A 24,650-nucleotide genomic window follows, 5' to 3' on the forward strand; every position below is an offset into this window, starting at 1 on the left:
ATGAATGAATATTTTGATGAAACTCCAGAGTTAAATATCACTCCCCTTGTAGATATTATGCTCGTGCTTTTGGCAATTCTTATGGTCACTATACCGACAGTGAATTATAAAGAAGATATAGCTTTGCCTCAAGGCTCCAAAGAGAGCAAACTGCAAGAAGAATCTATGCTTGAGATACAGATTACAAAAAACAAAGAAATACGCATGAGGGGGAAAGTTTATGAATTTAACTCATTTGCGGATAACTTTTTGCTTTTTTCTCAAACAATTGATAAAAAAACACCAATTTTTATTTCCGCTGACAAAAGCTTAATTTATGATGATGTGATTTTTGTATTGAAAACTGTTAAAGAGGCAGGTTTTTCTAGAGCTTCTTTGATTACAAGTGGCTAAATATTATGAAAAGCAAATTTTTTTTAAGTGGTTTTTTTGCAATTGTTTTTGAATTTTGTCTTTTTCTCTTTCTTTTTTTTGCTCTTTTTCCTAAACCGCAAAAGCATTATGTTTTTCAAGAAAAAACAGCTTTGGAATTTATACAGATAGAAGATGTTCAACAGCAAAAGACCACAAGAATTACTCAAAAACAAGAAAAACCAAAACCAAAAAAACAAACCAAGCCCAAAACTCAGGAGCAAAAAGAGTTACAGAAAAGTAGTCCAGCGCCTTCTCCTAAGGTAGGAGCAGACATTAAAAAATTGTTTGCAAAAATTGATAGTTCAAATCCTCCAGTGCGAGAAGAAAGAATTGAAGATGATCGTCCGACTTTTTCTGCCAATACTCTCAAAAAGAGCGATTATTCTTTTGATCAAACCAATACTCAAATACAAGAGGAGTCATCTAAGATCCAAAGTGCTTTAGATTCTCTTTGGGAAAAAGAGCTAGAAGTGAGTACCCCTCAATTGCAAGATATAACAGAAGGGGAATATGATGAATGGTTTGCACAAGTAAAAGAAATTCTCTATGCTAAATGGACTAATTCCTTTTATGAAAATGTTGCGATTGTAGTAAATATAGTAATTGAGTCAGATGGTCGTTTTCGCTATAGAATTGTTAAGTATTCTAAAAATCAATCCTACAATATTTATATGGAAGAATTGCTTGAGGGCCTTAAAGATGAAATTTTTCCTCCCTATCCTAAAGGAAGAATTACTCTGGAAGTAACCTTTAAAACTAAGGAGCACGAGAATGAATAGAGTGATTGTGATTTGTTTGTTGTTATGTGTGAGGATATTTTATGGAGCTGATGCTAAGCTAGAAATTGTTAAGGGACAAAAATATCTTCCGCTTATTGCTATTCATAATGTAGGCAATGATCTAGAAAAAAAGATTGCCAATATGCTTGCCAAAGATCTTGAAGTGAGTGGAAATTTTAAAATTTCACTCCAATCAAAGGAGATTCAGAATCAACCTAATTATCTGCTTTATCAGGCTCAACAAATTGATTTATTGGCCAATGTTATTCAGCAGGGAAATGAGGTGAGATTGGATTTTTTTGATGTTAATGCGAAAAAAAAGCTTTTGTCTGAAAAATTTTCTCTTTCTGAAAAATCTCTTTTTCCCTTTATTGCTCATAGAATGGCTAATGTAATCAATGATTATTTTAAAGCCCCAAGCATTAAATGGATGGAGGGAAAGGTTGTTTTTGCCAAATTGATTGCCCCATCAAAGAGTGCAATTGTAATCGCAGACTATACTTTGACATTTCAAGAAACTATTATTAATGATGGTTTAAATATTTTTCCAAAATGGGCTGATGAAAAACAAGAGAGTCTGTTTTTTACAAAATATTTAGACCGACCAACGATTCTCAAATATAACCTGAAAAATAAGAAATTTGAGCGCATTTTGAGTTCGCAAGGAATGGCTGTAGTGTCAGATGTGAGTTCAGATTATAAAAAACTTCTTGTGAGTATGGCGCCAATTGGACAGGCTGATGTTTATCTTTATGATCTTGAGGCAAAAAGCACAACCAAGCTTACCAACTATCCAGGGATTGATGTTGGGGCAAATTTTATTGAAGATAAGAAAAAAATTATTTTTATTTCTGATCGCCTAGGCTATCCAAATGTCTTTTTGATGAATGAAAATGGTAGTGGAGTTGAGCAAGCTGTTTTTCATGGAAGGAATAACTCTTCTGTAGCTTCAAATGGAAAATATATCGCTTATTCTAGTCGTGAAGAAAAAAATGAATTTGGTTCAAGCATTTTTAATCTTTATCTTATGGAATCAGGAAGTAGTGCTATTAGACGTTTAACGCTTAATGGTGCAAATCAAATGCCTAGGTTTTCGCGTGATGGCGAGAATGTTATGTTTTTAAAAAATGCAAATAATCAAAGCTCTTTAGGGCTAGTGAGATTGAGATATAATAAAACATTCTTGTTTCCAATTAGGGGCGTGAAGATACAATCATTTGACTGGTAGTGAGGAGGGAGAGATGAAAAAGTTTTATATTGTGTGTTTGGTGTGTTTGGGGCTATTACTGAGTGCGTGTGGAGATAAAAAGGCAGATATTGCACAGGGAGGGAATTCTGAATTGATTCAGCCACAACAGCCACAAGAAGGAGGTGATAATTTTGAGGAGGTGATTGAAGAATATGAGCCTCCAAAGCCTTCTTTGCAAGCCAATCAGTTTCAGGTCATTTATTTTGCTTTTGATTCGTTTTCGATTTCCAAAGAAATGTTTTCTAAAATCAATCAAAATGCAGAACTCTTAAAAGAAAATCCAAATGTAACTATTGTTTTGGAGGGCAATACTGATGCTTATGGAAGCGATGAGTATAATCTTGCATTGGGGAATAAGCGTGCTTTGGCTGTTAAGGAAGCCTTAATTGTAAGAGGGATCAAACAAGATCGCATTGAAGTTGTTAGTTTTGGAGAAACAAAGCCTGTATGTGTAACAAACAATAGTCCTGAATGCCGACAAGAAAATAGGAGAGTTGATTTTGTTCTTAAAGAGACACATTAAATTAAGTTTTTTTTGTGCATTTTTTTCTTTTTTAATTGCCGCTGAGCCTTCTGCGTTTGAAAGTCAAAGTGGAGCGACAAAAAAAGATATCAAAAGTCTGAAAGATAGCAGTATAAATTTATCTTCAATTCTCCTTGATTTGCAAGGGAGGGTTGAGACATTAGAACAAGTTCAACATGGACTTCAGAGTTTATATGATGGACAAAATCAAAAGATTCAGAATCTTCTCCTAGGGCTTGAAAACCAAACTATCACTGCAGAGGAATTAAAAACTCAAATTGAACTTCTAAAAGAGAGTTTTGCTCAAATGAGTGAAGGGCAAAAAATCATTAAAAATAAGCAAGATGAATTCTTGCTAAAAATTGGAGAGTTTGAAAAAAAGATTCGTGAAATCACTGATGTGAGCACAAATCTCAATACTCTTGTTCTAAATGAGTTTAAAAATGTGAAAGATGAGCTTAAAAAACAAGCCGATGTTATGCTTGCCAATCAAGACAATATACAAAAGCTAGGAGTTGAGCTTGAAAAAATTTTGAGTGACAAAAAAGAAGAGCAAAAAAAGAATAGCTTCAAGAGTTATGAAAAAAAATCAGATGTTTTTAAGGAAGCCAAACGCTTGTTTTGGGATAAAAAATTCAATGAAGCTCGAGATCGCTTTTCTTGGCTTGTAGCTCAAAATTATCAAAAGGCTGAAGCAAATTATTTTTTGGGGCAAATTGCATATCGTCAGAAGCGTTATGAGGATGCGATTTTTTATTATAGAGAAAGTGCGACTCTAGATGATAAGGCGAGTTATATGCCTATTTTGATGCTTAATACTATTAAGTCATTTGAGGCAATTAAAGATCAAAAGAATGCCCTAAAGTTTAGTGAGACGCTTATTGCTTTGTATCCAAAATCCAAAGAGGCTCTTGAAGCTAAGAAGATTCAAAACAAATTAAAAGGAGAAAATAAAAATGGAAAATAAAAAAGTTATGTCTTTACATTATTGTGTTAAAGAACAAGGAAAAGAAGAAGTGCTTGATCAAAATCAAGAAGGTGAAACTTTGGATTTTATCCTTGGGGCTTCTCAGATCATTCCTGGTCTTGAAAGAGCTTTGATTGATACACAAAAAGGAGAGAAGAAAGAAGTTGTTGTTTTGCCTGATGAGGCCTATGGTGAGTATAGAGTTGATTTTTTGCAAGAAGTCCCAAGAGATCAATTTGAGGGAATTGATTTGAGAGAGGGAATGACGCTTTTTGGACATGGAGAAGATGGAAGAAGTGTGCAGGTTATCGTTAAAAGTTTCAATGATCAAATGGTCATGATTGATTATAACCATCCTTTGGCTGGCAAAACCCTTGTGTTTGATGTCACTGTTGTTGATGTTCGTGATGCTACAGAGGAAGATTTGATGGTAATGGGTGGTGGAGGATGCTGTGGAGGAGGGCATCATGATGATCACGAGGAGCATGGCGGGGGATGTTGTGGTGGTGGAGGATGCTGTGGAGGAGGGCATCATTAACCCCCCCCCCTTTTTTTTTGCAAGATCAATAAGCGCGATTTTTCATGCACTTGATTTCAATTTCTTCAGCAATTGGCATATTGTTATTGTAGATTAGGTCGATATCAACAAAATCGCCTTGTTTTAGATCAACAAACTTTTTTGGAGTATCCCATCCCATTCCACAAGAATCTTGTTCAATTTTTGTATAGGGCATGACTCCTATGACTGTTCCATTGATGGTGATTGTTTTTTTATCAGAATCGATGGATTGAATAATACCTTTAATATCTGCTAAAACGAAGTTTAATCCTACTAAAGTGAATAGTATCAATATTTTTTTCATGATTGCTCCTTTGAAAGATGTCTTATCACTAAGAAATTTCTTTCTTAGATCAAAGTTGTGTGGGAGTATAGAGTGTGAAAATAAAATTAGTGTGAAATTAAAAAATGATCGTTTTGTTTTCAAAAACAAATACACGATCTTGCAAAACAAGATTGAGACCTCTTGCTAAAACAACTTTTTCTACATCTCTTCCTGCCCTTTGCATATCTTGCCAGCTATAAGAATGGTCAATATGGATAATATCTTGCACAATAATGGGTCCTTCATCTAAATGGTCATTGACAAAATGCGCTGTTGCACCAATGATCTTCACTCCCCGTTCATAAGCCTGCTTATAGGGATTTGCTCCGATAAAAGCTGGAAGAAATGAATGGTGGATATTGATAATTTGATTTGGAAAATGAGAGACAAAATTTGGCGTAAGGATACGCATGTATTTTGCAAGCACAAGAAGGTCTGGAGAAAAATTCTGTGTAATTTTGAGAATCTCTGCTTCATGTTCTTCTCGCGAGAGATGTTGAGAATCAACATGAAAAAATGGGATCTCAAATTTTTCGCTCAAAGATTGCAAAATTGTATGGTTGGAAATGATTGCTTGGATGTGTGCGTTGAGCTCCCCACTCTCATATCGCAAAAGCAAATCCCCCAAACAATGGTTTTCTTTTGTACAAAGGATAATGATGGATTTTTTTTCTTCTTTTTTGATGTGCACTTGAGATTGAGGAGAAAGGGAATCTTTGATTTCTCTTAAGAGATCTTGGATCTGACATTCTCCGCTAAACTCAGTGCGCATAAAAAAATGATGCTTTTGCAAATCAACATGTTCATCATTTTTTTCGATGTTGAGATGATGTGCGCTTAAAATTGTTGCAACTTTGGCAATGATGCCTTGTGCATCTGGAGAGCTGATTGTAAGGATATGTTTCATTGGATTGAGCCTTGAAAAAAGTTGGAAAATACTGCAAGAGAGGCATTGCTAAGTCGATCAATCCATTCTTGAGTCTTGGATTTTTCAAGCCAAATGGGGTCTTGGATTTGAGCGATTTCACTCAATTCTTTTATGGCTTGATTTTGGGAGCCAATAGTATCAATGAGTCCTAGTTTGAGTGCTGTTTTTGCACTGAAAATTTTTCCATTAGCGAATATATTTGGATTAGGATTATTTAGAGCTCTTGCTTGGATGACATCATCGACAAACATTAAGTATTGTTCATGAATAAAGTTTTGCAAGAACTTTTTTTCTTCATCGCTCCAGCTTCTAAAGGGGGTTCCTATCCTTTTGTATTCTCCTTCTTGAAGATTTTGCGGATAGATTCCGATCTTATCTAAGAGGGGTTTGATATTGAAGCCTTCTAGCACAACACCAATTGATCCAATGACTGCACCACGGTTGGCAATGATTTTATCACTATACATTCCTGCATAATAGCCACCACTTGCCATCGCTCCCTCAACATGAGCGACGATAGGCATTGTGTCTCTAAGCTCTTTAATGAGATTGGCAATCTCAATACTTGCTCCAATCCCTCCACCAGGAGAATCAACCACAAGCAACACCCCTTTAATATTTGGGTGTGCTTTGATTCTTTGGACTTGTTCTCGAAAATCATCGCTTTGTAAGATAGGGCCTCTGAGATAAAGTTTGGCCAAATTGGCTTGTGAGTCTTGATTTTTTTCACTATTTCCCCAAAGGAGAATAATAATCACAAGCAAAACAAGAAGCTTGAAATACTTCATCAAAAAGTCTAAAGGCATGATTAGATATCTAAGGATATTCTTTATTGTTTCCACGTATATTCTCCTATTCCATTAATGTAGAGATCTTTGACTTGGGTTTGTGCGTATAAAACGAAGTGCAAGGGTTTTTGTTGGGAGGTTTGGATCCCACAACATGGAAAAATAGCCAAATCTGCATCTTTTCCTTCTTTGAGTTCTCCATTGTTGTTGCCTAAGGCAATAGCTGGAAAACGCGTGATTCCCAAAAGCAGATTTTTTGCAAGTTTTTCAGCATCAAGATGTGCATACCCAAAAAAAGCACTCCGTATTTCTTCAATGAGATTCAAAGAATAATTTGAGCTCAATCCATCTGTGCTAAAAATGGGAGCAAGCTTGACATGAGTCAGGCGATCAAGATCAAGATAGCATCCATTAAGGAGACGATTGGAGCGCGGAGCGCATATCACAGACCCATTAATCTGTGAAATTTTATCAAAAATCGCATCATCTGCAAAAAGGCAATGTACAAAAAGAGGAGAAAGGTTACTCAGAAGATCTAAGAATTCATGGGCATTCATTGTTGGCTTGGCATTGGCGACTTTAAAGAAATGAGAAAAAAACTCTTGAAACCAGCCATTTTTTTCATATAGCCATTGTTTTTCCTCTTTAGATTCTAGAAAATGACAACTAAGTTTGACCGATTCGCTTTGTGCAAGCAGAGCTACTTTTTTAGAGAGAACATAGTGCGTAGAGTATGGGGAGTGGATAGCTAAAGCAGGTGAGAATTTGTGGTTTTTGAGTATTTTGCATTTTTCAAATCTTTCCAAAAGATTCTGGTATAAAAAATCAAGTGCTTGAGGATTGCTTCCGATTGCTTCATTAAATAGTGTGACTCTAAGTGGGGATTGAGCAAGAGGATCAATGTCATATCCATAGCTACTGATTGCCCCAACGCTTGAGATCCCGCTTGCAAGTTGGAGGTTGATTTCTCGTTGAATACCTTGAGTGAGATTTTCAAACAACTCTTCTCTGTGGGCAATGACACTGCTAAGCCATGTGGGAAAATCACCATAGAGAAGATGGCTTTGATTGTTGCTAAATTCAAAATGAATATGAGCATTGCTAAAAGCGGGCAGAAGAACACAGTCAGAATAAAAAGTTGCTTGAAGATGGGGGTACTCTTGTGTTAGTGTTGCAAAATCTTGAATCTTAAGGATTTGGTTGGATGATGAGTGGGGATCACATTCAAAAAGAACTCCTCCATCTTGCAATATCGAAAAATCTTGATCGCATTTAAAAACGCAACTAGCTCCAATGATTTTTAGCATATCTTAATCCTTTAGAGAGAATTCGATAATGGAAAAATGAGATTCTAGTTTTTGCAATAATTCTTGAATAATGGCATTGTGGCTATAAGAAGATGGAACCCAAAATTCTAACGCATAAGTTAGAATTTGATTTTGTATAGAGATGAGGCGAAAAATAGGCTTGGGTTCTTGAGCGATTCCTTGAGTGGAATCTAGGACTTTTTGGATGAGCGGATGAAGATCTTGAATGGGTTGTTTTGATCGAAATGTGAAAGTCCAAGAGAGTTTGATGAAAGAGTGCTGAGCATGATTAATGATACTTGCTTTGGTGATGTTGGTATTGGGGATAATGGATTGTGTTTGATTGTCAATTGTCAAAATTGTATGAAAAAGATTGATCACTTTGACTTTTCCCTTAGTGGTTCCAATCTGTATGTAATCATCTTTTTTAAAAGGTCTAAGAATAACAAGCATTAGGCCACTTGCAAGATTTGAAAGAGAATCTTTTAGTCCTAGTGCTATTGCCAATCCTGTTGTCCCAAGAATAGCAACAAGGGAGTTGGTTTGGATTCCCAAAGTGCCAAGTGTTGTAATGGCTGTCAAAATAAGGAGACAAACAAAGCCTACTTGAGCTAAAAAATTTCCAAGAATTTCATCTCTTTTTGAGAGCTCTTGTCTGATTTTTTTTCTGAGAAAGAAAGAGAGATAAAGCCCAAAGGATAGAATCACAAGACTCTTGATGCACGCAAGGATAAAGTTTGAGTAAGATTGCCAAAGATGAGAAAAAAATGCACCAACCTCAATCATTTAATTGACCTTATGCAATCCGGTTTTGGGAGATAAAATCGCTTTGATTTTGCCAAAAAGAGTTTTTTTACCATAAAGGGGGTGAGATATTTCAAAAGACTCTTGGGGGTCAAAGATTATTAAGTTTGCATCATGGCCTATAGAAATCTCTCCTTGGTTTAAATGCAGGAATTGTGCTTGATTGTATGATGTTTTTGCACTAAGTTCTTGGAGGCTCAAAAGATTGGTTTTGACCAATTCAGTAAAAAGGAGGGAAAAATAAAATTCCAAACAATCTGCTCCAGATGATGCATCTTCAAAAGTTTGTTCTTTGGAGCTTGTTGAGAATTCTCGATGGAGTGAAGTGAGCATATTGATATGAATAAGCTCTTGATGAAAAAAATCTTGAATCTCTTTTGTCATAAGCGGTGGGGTGAGTTTTGCCCATGGGTCATAATGTGCGATTTTTTCTTCATTAAGCAATAGATGATGAATACTTATTTCGCTTTGAATCCATGGTGTTGTTTTTGTTTGAAGAAAGAGATTTTTTTCACTTAAAGCACGAATGAGTGTAGGAACACGGAAGTGGTTGGCAAGACAGAAGAATTTTGAAAACTCCAATTCTTCTACAAATGGAGGAATTTGTGACAATCCCATTTTAAAACTCATTGGACTTTGCGCACTCACTCCCCCAAAGGAATGATTGAGATTGCAAAGACATGAGAGATTGAGAAATTGAGCATATTCATAGATGCATTTAAGTGCATCATTGGGCGTGGAAGATTGAATGGAGATAGAGGAAGCGCCATCGTGATGCATTGTGCTTAAGTTTTGAATCGTCTCAAGTGTAAAAGGTATTGCACTTGAGATAAAGGTAATGTGGCTTTGAGTGTTGAAGAATTTGAGGGTTTCGACTTGATCTGGAAGAGAATCTAAGACAATTGTCCCAACGCCTCCTCTTTGTGCCTTGTCTTGGATGGAGAGAAGGTTGGAATGAGAATGATTCTTGATTTGGATATTAAGATCAATGCAAGCGGGCATGACGATAAGATTTGAAGCATCTAAAATATGCTCATCTTTTAAGGAGGGAGAAATGTCTATAATTTTCCCACGATCAATTCTAAGATCGGATTTTATTGTTTGGCGATGATCACAGAGTAAAGCGTTTTTAATGACTAGAGAATTCATCTCATTCCTTCTAAGAACAATTATAGAGTTTGGGCAAGCCAATTTGAGATTTGACTCATGAGGTCAAAGGCAATGACCAAGCCAATAATGATAAGCAAAATTCCAGAGAGAATTTCAATTTTTTTCATATGTTGTGAAAAAGATTTAAAGAATCTTAAACTACTTCCAATGAAAATAGAAGAAAGTAAAAAGGGAATTGACAATCCTAGACAAAAAGTTAGCATGAGCCAAAGAGAAAAGTGTTTGTCTGTCATAGAAAGCGCAAGAATGCTTGTAAGAATTGGGCCAACACATGGGCTCCATCCTAAAGAAAAGCTAATGCCAAGCAAAAATGGGGACAAAAAGGAATTTCCTTTAAAATCAAAGCGCTTGGTTTGATACAGTAGTTTGATTTTAAGAATCCCTATAAAGTGGAGGCCAAATAGGATAATGATTCCTCCAGCGATATATCGAATCAAAGGTAGGCTAAAAAATTGTCCCAAAAAGCTATTAAAAAATAAGCCAAGCAGAATAAAAATGAAAAAAAATCCACAAACAAAAAACAAGCATTTAAAGAAGATTTTTGGAATATGAGAAGAGGGGTTTTCTTTGAGTTCGGCAATAGAAAGACCAGAAATATAAGAAAAGTATGCAGGAAGCAAGGGGAGGATACAAGGACTTAAAAAAGTCAAGATTCCGGCAAGAAAGCTTGCCAAGAATGGAGTATTTATAAAAATATCAGCGAGCCATTTTTCTTCCAAGGTGAGCCTTTAAATATGATTAAGTTAAAAATAGATTGTGAAGGTTTGATTGAGTAAAAAATCAAACAAATCGCGTTCTATAGGGCATTATACTTAAAAAAATTATTCTTCAGATAGTGCGATTTGTTATAATGCAGGGGTTTTCTTCAAAACACAAAACACTCCAAAACTAGATTTTCATAATGTTGGGGATGTTAACAACAATAAAAACGCTTATTTAGGAATGTATTATGAACAGTAATGATTTTAATTCTTTTGGACTAAAACAATCTGTAATAAAAGGAATTAAAGAGATGGGATTTGTCACGCCAAGCCCGATTCAGGCTCAGGCCATCCCTATCATCTTGGAGGGTCATGATTTGACTGCTCAGGCTCAAACTGGGACAGGAAAGACTGCTGCTTTTGCTATCCCTATTTTGCATAGTCTTGAGAAAAATGGGAGTGTTGAGGCTCTTGTAATTACCCCAACCCGTGAACTTGCAATGCAAATTAGTGATGAAATATTTAAGTTGGGAAAATTTTTAAAAATTCGAACAATGTGTGTTTATGGTGGGCAGTCTATTCGCAGACAATGCGAGCTTTTAGAAAGCAAGCCTCAAGTTCTTGTAGCGACGCCAGGACGATTGCTTGATCATCTTAAAAATGAGAGAATCTCCAATTTTTCTCCCAAAATTGTAGTGCTTGATGAGAGTGATGAGATGCTTGATATGGGGTTTTTAGATGATGTGGAGGAGATTTTTTCATATCTTCCAGAAGCACGTCAAACGCTTTTGTTTTCTGCAACAATGCCTCACCAAATCAAGCGTTTAGCGCAAAAAATTTTGCGTTTTCCCAAGCAAATTAAAATCGCTTCAAGCAATATTACAAATGAGGATATTACTCAAAAATGTTATGTGGTCAATGAAGGGCATCGCGATGAGGCTATTATTCGTTTGCTAGATATGCTGTGTCCTGTGAAGAGTATCGTTTTTACTAGCACAAAAAGAGAGGCTGATGCCTTAAGCCATCGCTTATCTCAGGCGCGTTATAAGACTGGGGCTTTGCATGGTGATATGGATCAAAGGGCTAGAATGGATTCGGTGCGCGCATTTAAGAGTGGGAAAATTTCTGTTTTGGTTGCGACAGACGTAGCTGCTAGGGGATTGGATATTAGTGATGTGAGTCATGTATTTAACTATCATATTCCTCTTAACCCTGAAAGCTATGTTCATCGTATTGGACGAACAGGAAGAGCAGGGAAAAAGGGAGTGGCAATCACTCTAATTACGCCTTTGGAATTTAAAGAAATTAAAAAGATTCAAGAAGAGGTGAAGTATTCTTTAGAGATTGAAGAAATTCCCTCATATGAAGAAAGCCACAATCAAATTGTCCAAAAGATTTTGCAGACAAGAATTGTTGATGATGCAATGGGAATCTATACAGATTTAATGGATAAGAGCGATGAAACAAATGGGGTGCTGAAGTTGATTTCTTTTGTTTTGCAAAATCAAGCTGGACAGAAGATTGGACCTTCTCAGCAAGAGATTAATCGACTCAAAAAAGAAGAGCAAAGAGACAAAAGAGGTCTTGAGCAGTCCAAATCTCAATATAGCTATTTCCGTCCAAGTCGTAGAAAAAATACAGGTCGTTTGAGTAGTGGAAGAAGATAAAAAGTGTCAAAAATTCACACTTTGTTTGTTTTTGATTTAAATTTTTCTGTTTTCTCCTCTTTTTAAGGCAATGAGGGCTATAATCTAGAGTCGCTCCCAATAAGGAGCGATAATACAAAGGAATTAGGAGGCTTAATGTCAGATAAAAAGTCTCTCTCAACACTTTATTTGATTTTTATCTTTTTTGCCGTTTTTGTTGTATCTGGAGGGATCTATACTTTTTATAATGCAAATGGATTCTCATATCTTAGTAATGATTCAAAAGCGTGCAATAACTGTCATATTATGAATGAAGTGTATGCAGATTATATGAGCGGGCCTCATAGCAAAGAGATTGGAGGAAAACCTAGGGCAACCTGTGCAGAATGTCATCTTCCGCATGAGTTTCTTCCAAAATGGATTGCTAAGGCGCAAAGTGGTCTAAGTCATGCTTATGCCTTTACCTTCAAGCTTGAGAGTTTGCCAGAAAATTTAAGCGCAACTCCAAAAAGCAAAAAGATCATTCAGCAAACTTGTATTGATTGTCATTCTGGTTTTGCAGAAAATGCAATTAACGCAACAACAACTCCACAACATTCCAACAAGGATGCATTAAGCTGTGTTTCTTGTCATAAAGATGTGGGACATAAAAGAGATTTTTAAGGAGAGAAAATGGGTAAATCAAAGATGTTTCTTTTGATTTTGGTTTCAGCATGTATTGCAATTGGATTATTTTGGTTGAACTCTGATATTAGTGCAAAAAAAGCACAAAGTTTTAGTGTCTCAACCAATTTGGTCCAAATGAGCGATGAAAATCCCGATTTTGCAGAGTGGGGAAAGAATTTTCCAGAGCATTTGGATATGTATATGCAGATGAAAGACTCAACATATACAGCGACAAATTTTGCTGGAAGTTATCCTTATAGTAAGCTTAATCGATATCCGCAATTGACAATGTTTTGGGATGGCTATGCTTTCAAATTTGATTACAATCAAAATAGAAGCCATTATTACAGTCAGATTGATCAGATGGAGACTTTGAGAAATAACAAAGAATTTCTTAATTCTCATGGATTGACTAAGTTTAGCGGTCAGCCAGGGGCCTGTATGAATTGCCATACGGGAAATCTTCAAAACTTAGTCAAAAAGCTTGGTTGGGTTGAGTTTAATACGATGAAATATTGGACAATCATCAAAACTATGGATGGACCAGACACTGTCCATGGAAAAAAGATGGGAAGCACTTGTGCGGATTGTCATAGTCCAGATGATATGAGTTTGAGAGTAACGCGTCCAGCAGCGATTAATTCTCTTGTTTCTCGTGGATTTGAAAGAGATGAAAAGCATGGGGTGAAAGCAAGTCGCCAAGAGATGAGAAGTCTTGTGTGTATGCAATGCCACGTTGAATATTACAATCAACCTACGGGTAAAAAAGTCACAATTAAGGCTGAAACCAATTATCAAGAAATTCCAGATCTAAAAGATGGCAATAGGTTAGTTGATCAAGAAGTAGATGGAATCGAGTTGCTTTATCCTTGGGCAATGTGGAAAAAAGGCGAGCCTTTTAGAATTGAAATGTTTGATGATTATTATGAGAGTGTAAGGGAGAGTTTCCCACAAGATTTTATTCATGCAACAACAAAGACGCCTGTGATTAAGATTCAGCATCCTGAGGCAGAGCTTTATTCTGGAAGTGTGCATGCAGCAAATGGTGTGGCATGTGCTGATTGTCATATGCCATACAAACGAGAGGGTGCAAAAAAAGTAACTAACCACTTCATTGCTTCTCCATTGCTTGATGTGGGTGCTTCGTGTAAAACATGTCACACACAAAGTGAGGATTATCTTAAAAGACAGGTCTTTGAGATTCAAACAGCAAGTGCTTATGATATTAGAAGCGCAGAATATGCTGTGGCAAGCTTGATTAAAGATATTACGCTTTTGAGAGAAGAAATGGCTAAGCTCCCAGAGTTTGCAAAGATCAAAGATCAGCAAAAAAGAGATCAGGCAATTAGTGATGCTATTAAGCCAGCTTTAGAAATGCATCGAAAAAGTCAGATTAGGGCAGATTTTATGAATGCTGAGAATTCTTCAGGATTCCACAATCCAAGAGAAGCAGCTAGAATTTCTCTTCAGGGTGTGAAATATGCCAAACAAGGACAAGAGTTGGTTGTAAGTATTGGCGCAAAATATGGAATTAAAATTGCTCCTAGCAATTTAGGTTTCGAGGATCTTCGTAAGATTGCCCCAAATCCTGTTAAAATAAATGGAAAACGATATTATGAAAAGCCTTTGCAAGACAATACACCAAAGGAGCTCCTAGAGCTTGATCAAAAGATTGTTCCCTTTGATTATCAAAAAATCAATCAAGCATCAAGTGGCAAAACAGCGCAAAGTCCTTATTACAAAGCTCAATAAAGAAAAAGAGGGGGTGGAGTTTTGTTGTGTAGAGTGAGTCGCGATTTGTTTTACGGAGCAAAATGGAGATATAAGTGAAGAAAATTTTTATTGCTTTGTTGCTGTTGGGTTTATGTGCAATATTGACCTTAGGGGGAGTTGTATTTTATCGTGCAGAAAAAATAAAAGTTCAAATGCAGGATGCTTTAAATGAAACCCTGCAAGACTACAATAATAAGCTTAGGGAGCATCATGCCAAGCTAGAATTCTCCCCATTTATTTGTGGTGGATTTCTTAGTATTGAATGCAAAAGCAGTGAGATTGTTTTGTTAGAAAAGGGTGAGGAGATATTAAAGGCAACCAATAATATCGTTGGGCTGAAGGATTTTGATTTTAAAAGTATCACCCTTTATTCTTCTTCTGCTTTGGATTATGTGCGTAGCGGAGATTTGAGGGGTTATTTTGAGGTTTTAATGCCAAAAGAGTTGAATTTCTCATCTAAGCTCATTCTGGATTCTTCAAATACTATTTTGGGAAAAACAAATTTAGCACTTCAATCAAAAAATCTTTCTTATGTGGTTGAAATAGATTCGCACCTAATATCCAAAAAACTACAAGATTTTGGAATCTTGAATTACATCAAGGTTGGAGAAACATTGGATGATCCAATTTATTTGGATCACATGAAGCTTGAACTCAAATCAATGGATTTAAGTCGAGCGTTATATGAAGTTGCAAAAGAGCAATATGGGAAGCTGTCTTTCTCAGATTATAAGGCATTGGTTGCCTTGATGACTGGATTGAGTGCAAGGCAATTTGGCACAACAAAAGAAGTGAGAGAGTTATTTAGGGGGATTAAGCAACTTGTAATTGGCCAACAAGGAGAGTTGAAAATATCTATATCTCCAAAGAAAGAATTCTGCATAACTTGTTCTTGGGATCGTAGTTTTGAAGAAATAATCAATGAGTTTGTGTGGAGTATTGAAGCTAAGGAATAGTTGATTAGTATCCCGCTTCATTAAGTTTTTTATAAACTGCACAACCTTTGTCATCTCCTAAATCGCAAGCTTTTCCAAATAGCTCTTTTGTTAGTTTTTTATCTTCTTGCTTGGTTTGATTGTTGTAATACATTACCCCAGCGGAGTAGCATCCTAGAGCCAAGCCTTGATTGCATGCCATGAGGTAATATTCTAGAGTTTTTTGAGGATCGTGTCTAATACCCTTTCCTTCTTTGTAGAGTTTTGCAACAGCTGTACATGCTTGCATAATGCCATTTTGACATGCTTGTAAATAATACTTGTATGCTTTTCTGTAGTCTTGTTTGACGGCTAAACCATTTTCAAACATTCCTCCAATGCTGTGGCACATAAAAGCATCTCCAGCCTCGCAGGCTTGTGAGTAGATTTCAAATGCCTTTTGGTATTCGCCAAAATAATATGCTTTAAATCCCTCATATGGGTCAATTTTGTTGCAACCACATAAGAAAAGAGCGGTAATGAGGTAGGGAATAAATCTGTAGGGCATTTGTTTTCCTTATCATTTATGAAGTTTCTCATTTTGTTTCTAAATAAAAATCATACTATCTTTTTATATTTTCCTATTATCGATTTTTGCGTATAATTATCACTTTTTGTAAATCTAAACTAAAAAGGATTGATAAATGTTAGAAGGACAAATTAGAGAGAGTATTTCAAAGTCTAATGCAAAAGCATTGAAGAATGATGGTTATCTAATTGCCAATATCTATGGAAAGGGGCAAGAAAATATTCATTGTGCGTTTAAAAGAAATGATTTTATTCGTGCAGTGAAATCAAAGACAACTCTTATTTTCCCTGTTAAAGTTGCTGGAAAAGAGCTTGATGTGGTAATTCAAGAATATCAAAAAGATCCAGTAACCAATGATATCTTGCATGTGGATTTGATGATGGCACAAAAGGGTGTTGTATCAAAGTATAAGATTCCAGTCAAAACTCATGGAAATGCCAAAGGATTGAAAAATAAGGGTGTTTTAATGATTTCTAAAAAAAGAATCGCAGTCCAATCTGCTCCTGAGAATCTTCCTCACCGCTATGACTTAGATGTGACAGATCTTGATGTGGGAGATGCGATTTTGGTAAGAGATCTTCCTCAACATGATGGGGTAAAAATTATTGAAAAAGATTCTGTTGCTGTTGCAGGGGTTATCAAAGCAAAATAATGCAAAAACTTCTCATTGTCGGGTTAGGGAATCCTGATCCGCAATATCTTAAAAATCGCCACAATATTGGATTTATGGTTTTAGATGCTCTAGCTTCTGAGCTTGGAATAAATTTTAAAGAATCAAAAAATCTTAAATCATTGCTTGCTGTATCTTCTCATTGTATTTTGTGCAAACCTTTGACTTATATGAATGCATCAGGGAATGCTGTGCATCTGGTGAGGGATTATTATAAACCAAGTGATCTTTTGGTGATTCATGATGAATTGGAAATAGCTTTTGGTGCATTGCGCTTTAAAAGGGGGGGAGGGCATGGTGGGCACAATGGGCTAAAATCAATCGATGCATCCTGTGGCAATGAATATGTGCGTGCTAGATTTGGAATCGGACGACCACCCAAAAAGGAGGATGTGGCCCATTATGTTTTGTCTGATTTTCAAGAAGATCCTTCAGAGCTTATTGAGCATTGCATTAAGGCAATTTCTTTTTTTGTTCAAAAAGGCGATTTGCATCAAATGCAAGCCATCTATACACTTAAGGGTAAAGAGTGAGAGCATTCTTTTTTATAGGAAAAAATTATTGCAAATATGTATTGATGATTTTAATCGCTTTGGAGTTTTTTTTCGTCGGAGCAGATTCGATGAAGTATGCAGATAGTTTTCCAGATTCTGCAAACTTAGTGATTTTATTTTTTGTTTATGATGCGATGTATGCGCTGAACTACACTCTTCCTTTGTCACTTGTTTTGGGCGGGATTATTTTTTATATTACTTTTTTAAAATCAGCTCAATTTTCTGCAATGCTTGCTTTAGGATATTCAAAACGCCTAGTGATTGCACCCATTTTATGGATCAGTTTGGTTTTGACGATAGGATATATTGGTCTTAATGCGACGCCTTTTGTTTATGCGCAAGAAAAAGCTGAAGCGATTATGGATAAGAATGCTTTGCAGAATGCCCAAGAAAATATATTTGTCAAATATAATGAAAACTATATTTATTTTCAAAAGGTTTATCCTCTTCTCAATCGTGCCGAATCTGTGAAGGTGTTTGAATTGGATGGAGAAAGATTAGTGTCCTTGATTGATGCAAAGACTGCTTTTTTTGATGGAGAATATTGGATTTTGGATCATGCTAATAAAGTAGAGATTGGAGAAGAGTTTAAAAAAAACCAAGAAGTGCTCCAAATCACTCAAATAGAAAAACTTAAAATTCTAAAAAATTTTCGCCCAAAGGTTTTGGATACTTTTTCAAAAGATAAACCCACTGTTTCTATTGTCGATGCCATTGTTTCTGCCAAGATTCTGATTTCGCAAAAACTTGATTTTGAAAAGGTTAGAGCAATTTTATATAGCTTTATTGTGATTCCATTTTTTGTGCCACTGACTTTGATTATTATTGCTGATTTTATTCCTCCTCTTGCACGTTATGCCAATATTCCTTTGATGAGTTTTGGTTTTGTGATTATGGCGCTTATATTATGGGGAATTTTCTTTTCTGTTTCAAAACTAAGCATAGGAGGTATTATCTACCCAGAATTTGGGATTTTGATTCCAATGGGGTTGATGAGTATGATTGCGGGCTATGCTTTGATTAGACTAAATCGATAAGGAGGGATCGTGGGAAATCAAATCGTGCAGAGTTTTTGGTATAGCAAGAATAAGGATAAAAATTTCATCAGCGTTATTGAGATTGCCTGCGTGGCTTCTTATATAGCCAATCATCATACATTTCACCTCTATACTTATTCTTTAGATGATGCTTCGATGCTCTTTTTGCAAAAGGTGATTACTGATTGTCCCAATGCGCATTTATTTTGTTTAAAAGATGCAAGAGAAATTGTAGATGAAGATAAGATCTTCTTCGACGATCGCGGCAGTGTGGGGATCGCTGCTTTTAGTGATTATTTTCGCTTTAAGCTTCTTTATGAGAAGGGAGGATGGTGGGTAGATATGGATACGATTTGTCTAAAACCTCTTGATCTTCAAGCTCCCTTTGCTTTTGCATCTCAAAGAAATGAGGGTGGGGGATGGGGAGCGACAACTTGTATGCTAAAAGCTCCTCCAAAATCTGATTTTTTTGCACAGATTCTCAAAGAAGCACAAAAGATGATTCAGGCTCATTCAAAGTGGCAAATCATTCTTCCACGATTCTCTCCATTTACATTGCGTGGTGTGTTAGCTAACTGTTTTATTGAATCCTTGCCTCTCTTTATTCAAACTTTTTTATTTGGCAAAAAGAATGGGAGCAATAGGGTGTCTTGGGGGATCATTGGTCCATCATTTTTGCATCATTTGATTTTGAAAAATCCTGAATATTCTGCTTATGTTTGTCCACCGAGTTGTTTTTGTGAGATTGATTGGTTTTATGCGAAAGAATTTATTCAAGAAATAGATGAAGAAAGGCTCAAAGAGAGCTATGTGTGCCATGTTTGGAATGCAATGTGGGAGGGATGGAACTTACCCAAAGATGCACGCTATCCAGAAAAAAGTCTAATCGAAAAGCTCAAAACTCAATATGTTCCACAAACATTTTTGCAGAAATTGAAAAGATGGGAAGGTGAGATTGATACCTCCTTGAGGGAGATCCCTCTACCTAAGGCAACGCTTCCTTTGAAGCTAGCTAGACTGATCAAAAGAAAGCTATTTTAGTCCCCCCCCCCTTTTTTTTAGTGCAAGTGAGAGTGATCTTTGGTGGGCTGAATTGCTGTATTATCCACTCCACCTTTTTGAGCAATTTCTTCTAAGAACAAAAGTAATTTATGTGCGCTTTGAAGATATTCTTTGGCGCTTTTGCTTTGAGGATCGAAGAAAGTGATGGGTTTGCCTTGATCTCCACCCTCTCTTACTTTGGGTTCAAGGGGAATTTGGGCTAGCACTTTTGTTTCAAACTCATCTGCAAGAGTCTGTGTTGTGCCTTTTCCAAAAATATCATATTCTTCTCCACAATTTGGGCAAATAAATCCGCTCATATTTTCAATGATTCCAGCAACAGGGATGTGAAGTTTTCTAAACATATCTAGGCTTCTTGCACTATCATCAAGACTAACACTTTGAGGGGTGCTGACGGTGATTCCTGCGCTGACTGGAACGCTTTGGGCAAGTGTGAGTTGGGCATCTCCAGTCCCAGGAGGCATATCAATCACCAAAATATCCAAATCACTCCATAAGACATCTGTCAAAAGTTGTTCAATGGCTCGCATAATCATTGGCCCTCTCCAAATAAGACTCTGTCCTTCCTCATAAAGCACGCCCATGCTCATCATTTCGATTCCATAAGCTTTGAGAGGGTGGAGTTTTTTGAGATTTTCATCTACTTGAGGCTTGTTGAGGTTGAGCCCTAGCATTCTTGGGATGTTGGGACCATAGATGTCTGCATCAAGCAATCCGACTTTTTTCCCACTTTGAGCAAGCGCGATAGCGAGATTGACGCTTGTTGTAGATTTTCCTACTCCTCCCTTTCCCGAGCTAATCATGACGAAGTGTTTAATCTGAGGAGCAATATTTTTTTTGCTAGGTTTTTGTTCTTGGATTTGTGGAGTTTTGATTTGGATTTGAATATTTTGGCAACCAATTTGCTCCAATACTTTAAGGGCTTCTTGATGAATTTGTTGTGAAACCTCAGAAGAACTTGAAGGGATTTCAATCAAAATTGTTGGACTATTACCTTCAAGCAAGATGCTTTTGACAAAATTAAAGCTCACAATATCCTTATCAAAATTGGGATATTTGACTGTCTTGAGAGCTTCTAAGATTTTTTCTTTTTGCATTTTTTCTCCTTAAAATAAAATAAATTAAATCTAGGCTAGTGTATCCAATCGCATTGGTTGATCTTTTTTTGTAAAATCCATAGATAATTTTTACTCGGATAACAAGATGGACTATATAGCACAATTTAAAAAAGAAACAACTCTGATTCTCTTAAGTGCAGGTAATTCTACTCGTTTTTCTCAAAATGGTTTTCCCAAAAAACAATGGTTGCGAATAAAATCTGTCCCATTATGGAAGCATTTGGTCGATGTGTTTTCAAGTTTTGGCTTTGAAAAAATTTGGGTGACTGCTTCAGGTGATGAAATGACTTATGCACAAAAATATTTTCCCCATATTGTAGAGGGTGGAGAGACGCGCACACAATCTATCCTAAAAGCCTTAGAAAAAGTAAAGACGCCATATGTTTTGATTCATGATGTTGCGCGCTTTTATCCTGTTGGAAAAGTGATAGAGGCTTTGTTGGATCAGGCTTATCATCAAGAGGTTTCTTGTGTAGCTCCAAGAATAAAGGTGGCAGATACTCTATGCTGTATCGATGGAAGCTATCCTAAGCGAGAGGGCTTGTATATGATACAAACCCCTCAGATTTCTAAAGTCGAGACTTTGAAATTGGCTTTGATGAGTGGAGAATTTAGCGATGAAAGTAGTGCAATGAGTGCTTTTGGAGAGAAGGTCGCTTATATTGAGGGTAGCCCTTTGCTCCATAAGCTAACAACTCCTGATGATTTATTTTTTGCAAAGAGTATTTTGAGCCCTCCAAGTCAGCAGATTTTTTGTGGGGGTGGGATAGATATCCATGGGTTTGAAGAAGGGAAAAAGATGGTCTTGTGTGGAGTAGAGATTGAAAGCCCCGTGGGATTTAAGGCGCATAGTGATGGAGATGTAGGCATTCATGCTGTGATTGATGCACTGCTTGGAGCGATTGGAGCAGGGGATATTGGAGAATGGTTTCCTGATACAGATGAGAAATATCACAATGCAGATTCTAAGCTGATGCTTCAAAAGATCAATGCATTTCTTCAAGATGTGGGATATGAGATTGTTCATCTAGATTTAACGATTTTGGCTCAAGCTCCTAAAATTTCTCCCTATAAGATTCAGATGCAAGAGAAGCTTGCAGAGTTGCTGGGGATTGGGAGACATCAGATCAATATTAAAGCAACGACAGCTGAGCGACTTGGGTTTGTGGGGCGTGAAGAGGGAATCTGTGTGCTAAGTCAGGCGAGCTTACAATTTAGGCAATGGAGTGAATTATGAATGTTTTAATTATTGAAAATGAGATCTATCTTGCACAGAGCATTGCCACGAAATTAGAATCATTGGGATATCCATGTCAGATTGTTTCAACAATTCATGAGGCGATGCAAAAACCCAAAAGCGAGGTTGTTTTACTCTCAAGCAATGCAGGGGGATCGCTTTGTGAGATGTTTATCCGACAAAATCCTCAAGCGATCATTATTATGATGATTGCTTATGTGAGTGAGGATACTGTGACAAAGCCCATTCGGGCTGGGGCTAAGGACTATATTATGAAGCCTTTTATGCTTGATGAACTTTTGAGAAAGATTGAGCATCAATTGGATTGCCAAAGGATGAAGCAACAAATTATCTTTTATGAAGAGTATTTTTCCTTTTTGGAGAGTGAGACACAGTTGTCTTCTTCTGTGCAGTTTTATCCTCCTTTTGTGATTTGTTGCAATACTCAAAAGATTGCTGATGTTTATACAATCAAAATGGCTAAAGAAAAAAGATTTACACTGCGATTTACGACTTTGAGACTTTATGATTGGCGTGAAGTTTTGCAGATGGCGCAAAGAGATATTGTGCTTTATGTAACACACCTAGAATCTCTTAAAAAAGGAGAGTTAAAGGAATTTTTGAATGCAATGACTGATAAAAATATCATCGCTTCAATCATCGCTTCTGATGAGGTGGATTTCCCTCAAGTTGTCAATCTAGTGTGTCGATCTAGTGCTGGAGATTTTGAAGGAGATATCCTATCGATCAAGGAATATGAAAAATGTATTATTCAAAAATTTGAAAACCACTATTCTGATGTAGAGCTTGCTAAAAAAATGGGAATCAGTCGTAAGAATCTATGGGAAAAAAGAAAAAGGTATGGTCTTGAAAAAAGAAAAGAAACAGATTTACATTGATAAGGAAGCATTAGCAGTTTTGGAGATGCTTCAAGAGGGTATTCTTGCTCCGGTTGTTTCACTAATGGACTTAGAGAGCGGAAGAGAAGTGATGAAAAGTGGACTCTATAAGGGTGTTTCATTCCCTTCGCCCTTGCTTTTTTCTCCCAATGGAAAGAAGAATCAAGAAGTGATTTTGCAATCCAAGCACGGAGATGAGATCGATTTATATTATGCAGATAAAAAAGTAGGAAATTTTTGGGTAGAAAATGTGTTTGAAGTCGATCAAGATGAGCGTGTGAAGAAGATTTTAGGTGGAGATTTGGGACATCCTGAATATTTGAGAATCCGTCAGCGTTTTGGGAAGTATGCAATAAGTGGAAATTTTATTGTTGAAGGAAATAGAAATATTGCTCAAAATAAAACAAAAATCACACAAAAGATCCAAGACCTTCGAGCAAAAAAAATTTGTGGTGTGATGTTGAATGCCAATCCAATTCATAAGGTGCATGAGAAAATTTTGCAAGAGGCACTTTTAAAGCATGATCTTTTGGTGATCTTTGTTCCTCATCATAATAATTGGTTTTTGCCTTTTTCATTGCGTTTGCAGAGTCTGGAATATGTTGTTAAGCATTTTTTGCCTTCTCAAAAGATTATTATCGCACCTCTAGATTATACTTATCTACTTGCTGGACAAAATCGCATGATCCTCAATGCTTTGATTTGCAAAAACTATGGATGTACAGATTTTATTGCAAGTCTTGGGAGCTCTGATCTAAGCACTTTTGTTGAAGGAGATCGCACTTGCACGGTGATGGATCAAATCCAAGGTGTGGATATTGATATTCATCTTTTGAGTGAATATGTGTATTGTAAGATTTGCAATACGATCAAAAGTACAAAAATCTGCCCACATGGGAAACATCATCATATTTCTTATGATTCTAAGAATTTTTTTGAGATGCTTAAGTTTGGTTTGATGCCTCCTGAGGTGTTTATGAGGAAAGAAATTTCTTCGATGATTCTTACTCATCTTTTCCCTGGTCGTGCAAAGAAGCTCAATAAACTCTATTCTGATCTTGTAAGCCATGAGGGGATTGTAGAAGATAAAGAGGAAAATTTTTATGAATCGCTTTCGGGGCTTTATCATGTCAAATAAATTGAGATGGTGTTTTCTGACTCTCTTTGGAAGTGGAGAATCTCCCAAAGCTTCTGGAACAGTAGGAAGTGTTGTTGCTTTGATAATGGGAATACCAATTTTGTATCTTTCTAACAATACTCTTTTTTTGTGTGCAGTTTTAATTGGTCTGATTGCGATTAGGCAAATTGATCTTTATGAAGCAAATGATGGCCCACATGATGATAAAAGGATTGTAATTGATGAGCTTGTTGGGCTTTGGTTTGCGCTTTCTTTTGTCCCTTTTTCTTGGATAAATGTTTTGATCGCTTTTGTTTTTTTTAGAATCTTTGATATTTGGAAGCCTTCTTTGGTAGGTTATTTTGATCAAAAGGTCAAAGGAGGGTGGGGCGTTGTTGGAGATGATGTGCTAGCTGGGATCCTAGCGGGTCTTGCAAGTGGAGCGGTTTTGAGGATCATTGACATCATCTCTCAAAAGTAGTTTTGCTTTAATGTTTTTGTGGTTTTAATTTTGGGTGTATTTCTCCACCCTTTTTTTTACCCCCCCCCCCGCTCCATTTGTTTTTCTTATGTGTGTTTTAAATTCCCCACTTTTATTTCATTCCCTATTTTGCTGATCTTTTGAGTCTTATGCTCTTTAGTTTTGTATCTTTGCTTTTTGCTTTTTGCTTTTTGCTTTTTGCTTTTTGCTTTTAATCCCAATCTTTTGTTCTTTTGCTTTTTGTTCTTTTATTCTTAAACCTAATGCAGTTTTTGATTGGGAAAGAAATCTTCTTGATTTTAAGTAGAAGCAGGCATTGCTTCTACTTAGTGGGTTGTTTCTTAGTGGATTGTCTTTATTTTCCTAACTGCAC

General features: G+C 36.4%; 27 protein-coding genes. 18 read left to right on the forward strand and 9 right to left on the reverse strand.

Annotated elements, in window-relative coordinates; translation table 11 throughout:
- The 6 genes from LW137_RS03175 to LW137_RS03200 are packed head-to-tail and all read left to right on the forward strand — an operon-like array spanning window position 1 to window position 4,470.
- Window positions 1–393, forward strand: a complete 393-nt coding sequence (locus LW137_RS03175) for a biopolymer transporter ExbD (RefSeq protein ID WP_233033099.1) — start codon at window positions 1–3, stop codon at window positions 391–393.
- A 5-nt stretch (window positions 394–398) separates the two neighbouring features.
- Window positions 399–1,193 carry a TonB C-terminal domain-containing protein gene (locus tag LW137_RS03180; protein ID WP_233033100.1) on the forward strand — a complete coding sequence of 265 codons (795 nt, stop codon included), beginning with the start codon at window positions 399–401 and terminating at the stop codon, window positions 1,191–1,193.
- Window positions 1,186–2,421, forward strand: coding sequence for a Tol-Pal system protein TolB (gene tolB, locus LW137_RS03185; RefSeq protein ID WP_233033102.1), 1,236 nt, complete (start codon window positions 1,186–1,188; stop codon window positions 2,419–2,421). The genes LW137_RS03180 and tolB overlap by 8 nt, the downstream gene beginning before the upstream one ends.
- A gap of 13 nt (window positions 2,422–2,434) precedes the next feature.
- Window positions 2,435–2,965 (forward strand): OmpA family protein, encoded by a 531-nt coding sequence (locus LW137_RS03190; protein ID WP_233033104.1) that lies wholly within the window; start codon window positions 2,435–2,437, stop codon window positions 2,963–2,965.
- Window positions 2,943–3,932, forward strand: a complete 990-nt coding sequence (locus LW137_RS03195; protein ID WP_233033106.1) for a tetratricopeptide repeat protein — start codon at window positions 2,943–2,945, stop codon at window positions 3,930–3,932. The genes LW137_RS03190 and LW137_RS03195 overlap by 23 nt, the downstream gene beginning before the upstream one ends.
- Entirely contained in the window at window positions 3,922–4,470 is a 549-nt protein-coding gene (locus LW137_RS03200; RefSeq protein WP_233033108.1) for an FKBP-type peptidyl-prolyl cis-trans isomerase, read from the forward strand. The genes LW137_RS03195 and LW137_RS03200 overlap by 11 nt, the downstream gene beginning before the upstream one ends.
- 25 nt (window positions 4,471–4,495) lie before the next feature.
- On the opposite strand, the gene LW137_RS03205 is transcribed toward LW137_RS03200, so the two are convergent.
- From LW137_RS03205 to LW137_RS03235, 7 genes are all read right to left on the reverse strand, one after another.
- Window positions 4,496–4,795 (reverse strand): DUF5666 domain-containing protein, encoded by a 300-nt coding sequence (locus LW137_RS03205; protein WP_233033110.1) that lies wholly within the window; start codon window positions 4,793–4,795, stop codon window positions 4,496–4,498.
- A gap of 97 nt (window positions 4,796–4,892) precedes the next feature.
- Complete coding sequence (gene purU, locus LW137_RS03210; protein ID WP_233033112.1) at window positions 4,893–5,723, reverse strand: formyltetrahydrofolate deformylase; 831 nt, start codon at window positions 5,721–5,723, stop codon at window positions 4,893–4,895.
- On the reverse strand, window positions 5,720–6,532 hold the full coding sequence (sppA, locus tag LW137_RS03215; protein ID WP_233033114.1) for a signal peptide peptidase SppA: 813 nt from the start codon (window positions 6,530–6,532) through the stop codon (window positions 5,720–5,722). Before sppA ends, purU begins: the two co-directional genes overlap by 4 nt.
- A gap of 41 nt (window positions 6,533–6,573) precedes the next feature.
- The gene (gene mqnF / locus LW137_RS03220) at window positions 6,574–7,839 is read right to left on the reverse strand and encodes an aminofutalosine deaminase family hydrolase (RefSeq protein ID WP_233033116.1); all 1,266 of its coding nucleotides are present in this window, start codon (window positions 7,837–7,839) and stop codon (window positions 6,574–6,576) included.
- A gap of 3 nt (window positions 7,840–7,842) precedes the next feature.
- Window positions 7,843–8,625 carry a mechanosensitive ion channel family protein gene (locus LW137_RS03225; RefSeq protein ID WP_233033118.1) on the reverse strand — a complete coding sequence of 261 codons (783 nt, stop codon included), beginning with the start codon at window positions 8,623–8,625 and terminating at the stop codon, window positions 7,843–7,845.
- Window positions 8,626–9,792: an amidohydrolase family protein gene (locus tag LW137_RS03230; RefSeq protein ID WP_233033120.1), complete on the reverse strand. Its 1,167-nt coding sequence runs from the start codon at window positions 9,790–9,792 to the stop codon at window positions 8,626–8,628.
- 20 nt (window positions 9,793–9,812) lie between these two features.
- Entirely contained in the window at window positions 9,813–10,532 is a 720-nt protein-coding gene (locus LW137_RS03235; RefSeq protein WP_233033122.1) for a cytochrome c biogenesis CcdA family protein, read from the reverse strand.
- A 230-nt stretch (window positions 10,533–10,762) separates the two neighbouring features.
- On the opposite strand from LW137_RS03235, the gene LW137_RS03240 reads away from it, so the two are divergent.
- From LW137_RS03240 to LW137_RS03255, 4 genes are all read left to right on the forward strand, one after another.
- On the forward strand, window positions 10,763–12,181 hold the full coding sequence (locus LW137_RS03240; RefSeq protein WP_233033124.1) for a DEAD/DEAH box helicase: 1,419 nt from the start codon (window positions 10,763–10,765) through the stop codon (window positions 12,179–12,181).
- 135 nt (window positions 12,182–12,316) lie between these two features.
- Window positions 12,317–12,823, forward strand: a complete 507-nt coding sequence (gene nrfH / locus LW137_RS03245) for a cytochrome c nitrite reductase small subunit (RefSeq protein ID WP_233033126.1) — start codon at window positions 12,317–12,319, stop codon at window positions 12,821–12,823.
- 9 nt (window positions 12,824–12,832) lie between these two features.
- Window positions 12,833–14,578, forward strand: a complete 1,746-nt coding sequence (locus tag LW137_RS03250; protein ID WP_233033128.1) for an ammonia-forming cytochrome c nitrite reductase subunit c552 — start codon at window positions 12,833–12,835, stop codon at window positions 14,576–14,578.
- 74 nt (window positions 14,579–14,652) lie between these two features.
- Window positions 14,653–15,555, forward strand: coding sequence for a hypothetical protein (locus LW137_RS03255; protein WP_233033129.1), 903 nt, complete (start codon window positions 14,653–14,655; stop codon window positions 15,553–15,555).
- A 4-nt stretch (window positions 15,556–15,559) separates the two neighbouring features.
- Here LW137_RS03255 and LW137_RS03260 read toward each other — a convergent pair whose 3' ends face one another.
- A complete protein-coding gene (locus tag LW137_RS03260) occupies window positions 15,560–16,081 on the reverse strand; it encodes a tetratricopeptide repeat protein (RefSeq protein WP_233033130.1) in 522 nt (173 codons plus the stop codon).
- A 136-nt stretch (window positions 16,082–16,217) separates the two neighbouring features.
- Between LW137_RS03260 and LW137_RS03265 the strand changes: the two genes are divergently transcribed.
- The 4 genes from LW137_RS03265 to LW137_RS03280 are packed head-to-tail and all read left to right on the forward strand — an operon-like array spanning window position 16,218 to window position 19,404.
- The gene (locus tag LW137_RS03265) at window positions 16,218–16,754 is read left to right on the forward strand and encodes a 50S ribosomal protein L25/general stress protein Ctc (RefSeq protein ID WP_233033131.1); all 537 of its coding nucleotides are present in this window, start codon (window positions 16,218–16,220) and stop codon (window positions 16,752–16,754) included.
- Window positions 16,754–17,305: an aminoacyl-tRNA hydrolase gene (gene pth / locus LW137_RS03270; protein WP_233033132.1), complete on the forward strand. Its 552-nt coding sequence runs from the start codon at window positions 16,754–16,756 to the stop codon at window positions 17,303–17,305. Before LW137_RS03265 ends, pth begins: the two co-directional genes overlap by 1 nt.
- Window positions 17,302–18,363, forward strand: a complete 1,062-nt coding sequence (locus LW137_RS03275) for an LptF/LptG family permease (protein WP_233033133.1) — start codon at window positions 17,302–17,304, stop codon at window positions 18,361–18,363. The genes pth and LW137_RS03275 overlap by 4 nt, the downstream gene beginning before the upstream one ends.
- 9 nt (window positions 18,364–18,372) lie before the next feature.
- Window positions 18,373–19,404, forward strand: coding sequence for a glycosyltransferase (locus LW137_RS03280; protein WP_233033134.1), 1,032 nt, complete (start codon window positions 18,373–18,375; stop codon window positions 19,402–19,404).
- 17 nt (window positions 19,405–19,421) lie between these two features.
- On the opposite strand, the gene LW137_RS03285 is transcribed toward LW137_RS03280, so the two are convergent.
- A complete protein-coding gene (locus LW137_RS03285) occupies window positions 19,422–20,522 on the reverse strand; it encodes an Mrp/NBP35 family ATP-binding protein (protein ID WP_249206121.1) in 1,101 nt (366 codons plus the stop codon).
- A gap of 106 nt (window positions 20,523–20,628) precedes the next feature.
- Between LW137_RS03285 and LW137_RS03295 the strand changes: the two genes are divergently transcribed.
- Genes LW137_RS03295 through LW137_RS03310 form a run of 4 tightly spaced genes read left to right on the forward strand, consistent with a single transcriptional unit; the run spans window position 20,629 to window position 24,277 of the window.
- On the forward strand, window positions 20,629–21,780 hold the full coding sequence (locus LW137_RS03295; RefSeq protein ID WP_233033135.1) for a bifunctional 2-C-methyl-D-erythritol 4-phosphate cytidylyltransferase/2-C-methyl-D-erythritol 2,4-cyclodiphosphate synthase: 1,152 nt from the start codon (window positions 20,629–20,631) through the stop codon (window positions 21,778–21,780).
- Entirely contained in the window at window positions 21,777–22,679 is a 903-nt protein-coding gene (locus LW137_RS03300; protein WP_233033136.1) for a response regulator, read from the forward strand. Before LW137_RS03295 ends, LW137_RS03300 begins: the two co-directional genes overlap by 4 nt.
- Window positions 22,648–23,817 (forward strand): sulfate adenylyltransferase, encoded by a 1,170-nt coding sequence (locus LW137_RS03305; protein WP_233033138.1) that lies wholly within the window; start codon window positions 22,648–22,650, stop codon window positions 23,815–23,817. Before LW137_RS03300 ends, LW137_RS03305 begins: the two co-directional genes overlap by 32 nt.
- Window positions 23,783–24,277, forward strand: a complete 495-nt coding sequence (locus LW137_RS03310; protein ID WP_428845613.1) for a phosphatidylglycerophosphatase A family protein — start codon at window positions 23,783–23,785, stop codon at window positions 24,275–24,277. Before LW137_RS03305 ends, LW137_RS03310 begins: the two co-directional genes overlap by 35 nt.
- Window positions 24,278–24,650 lie beyond the last annotated feature (373 nt).

The sequence above is a fragment of the Helicobacter kayseriensis genome (genome assembly GCF_021300655.1).
Lineage (GTDB): Bacteria > Campylobacterota > Campylobacteria > Campylobacterales > Helicobacteraceae > Helicobacter_G > Helicobacter_G kayseriensis.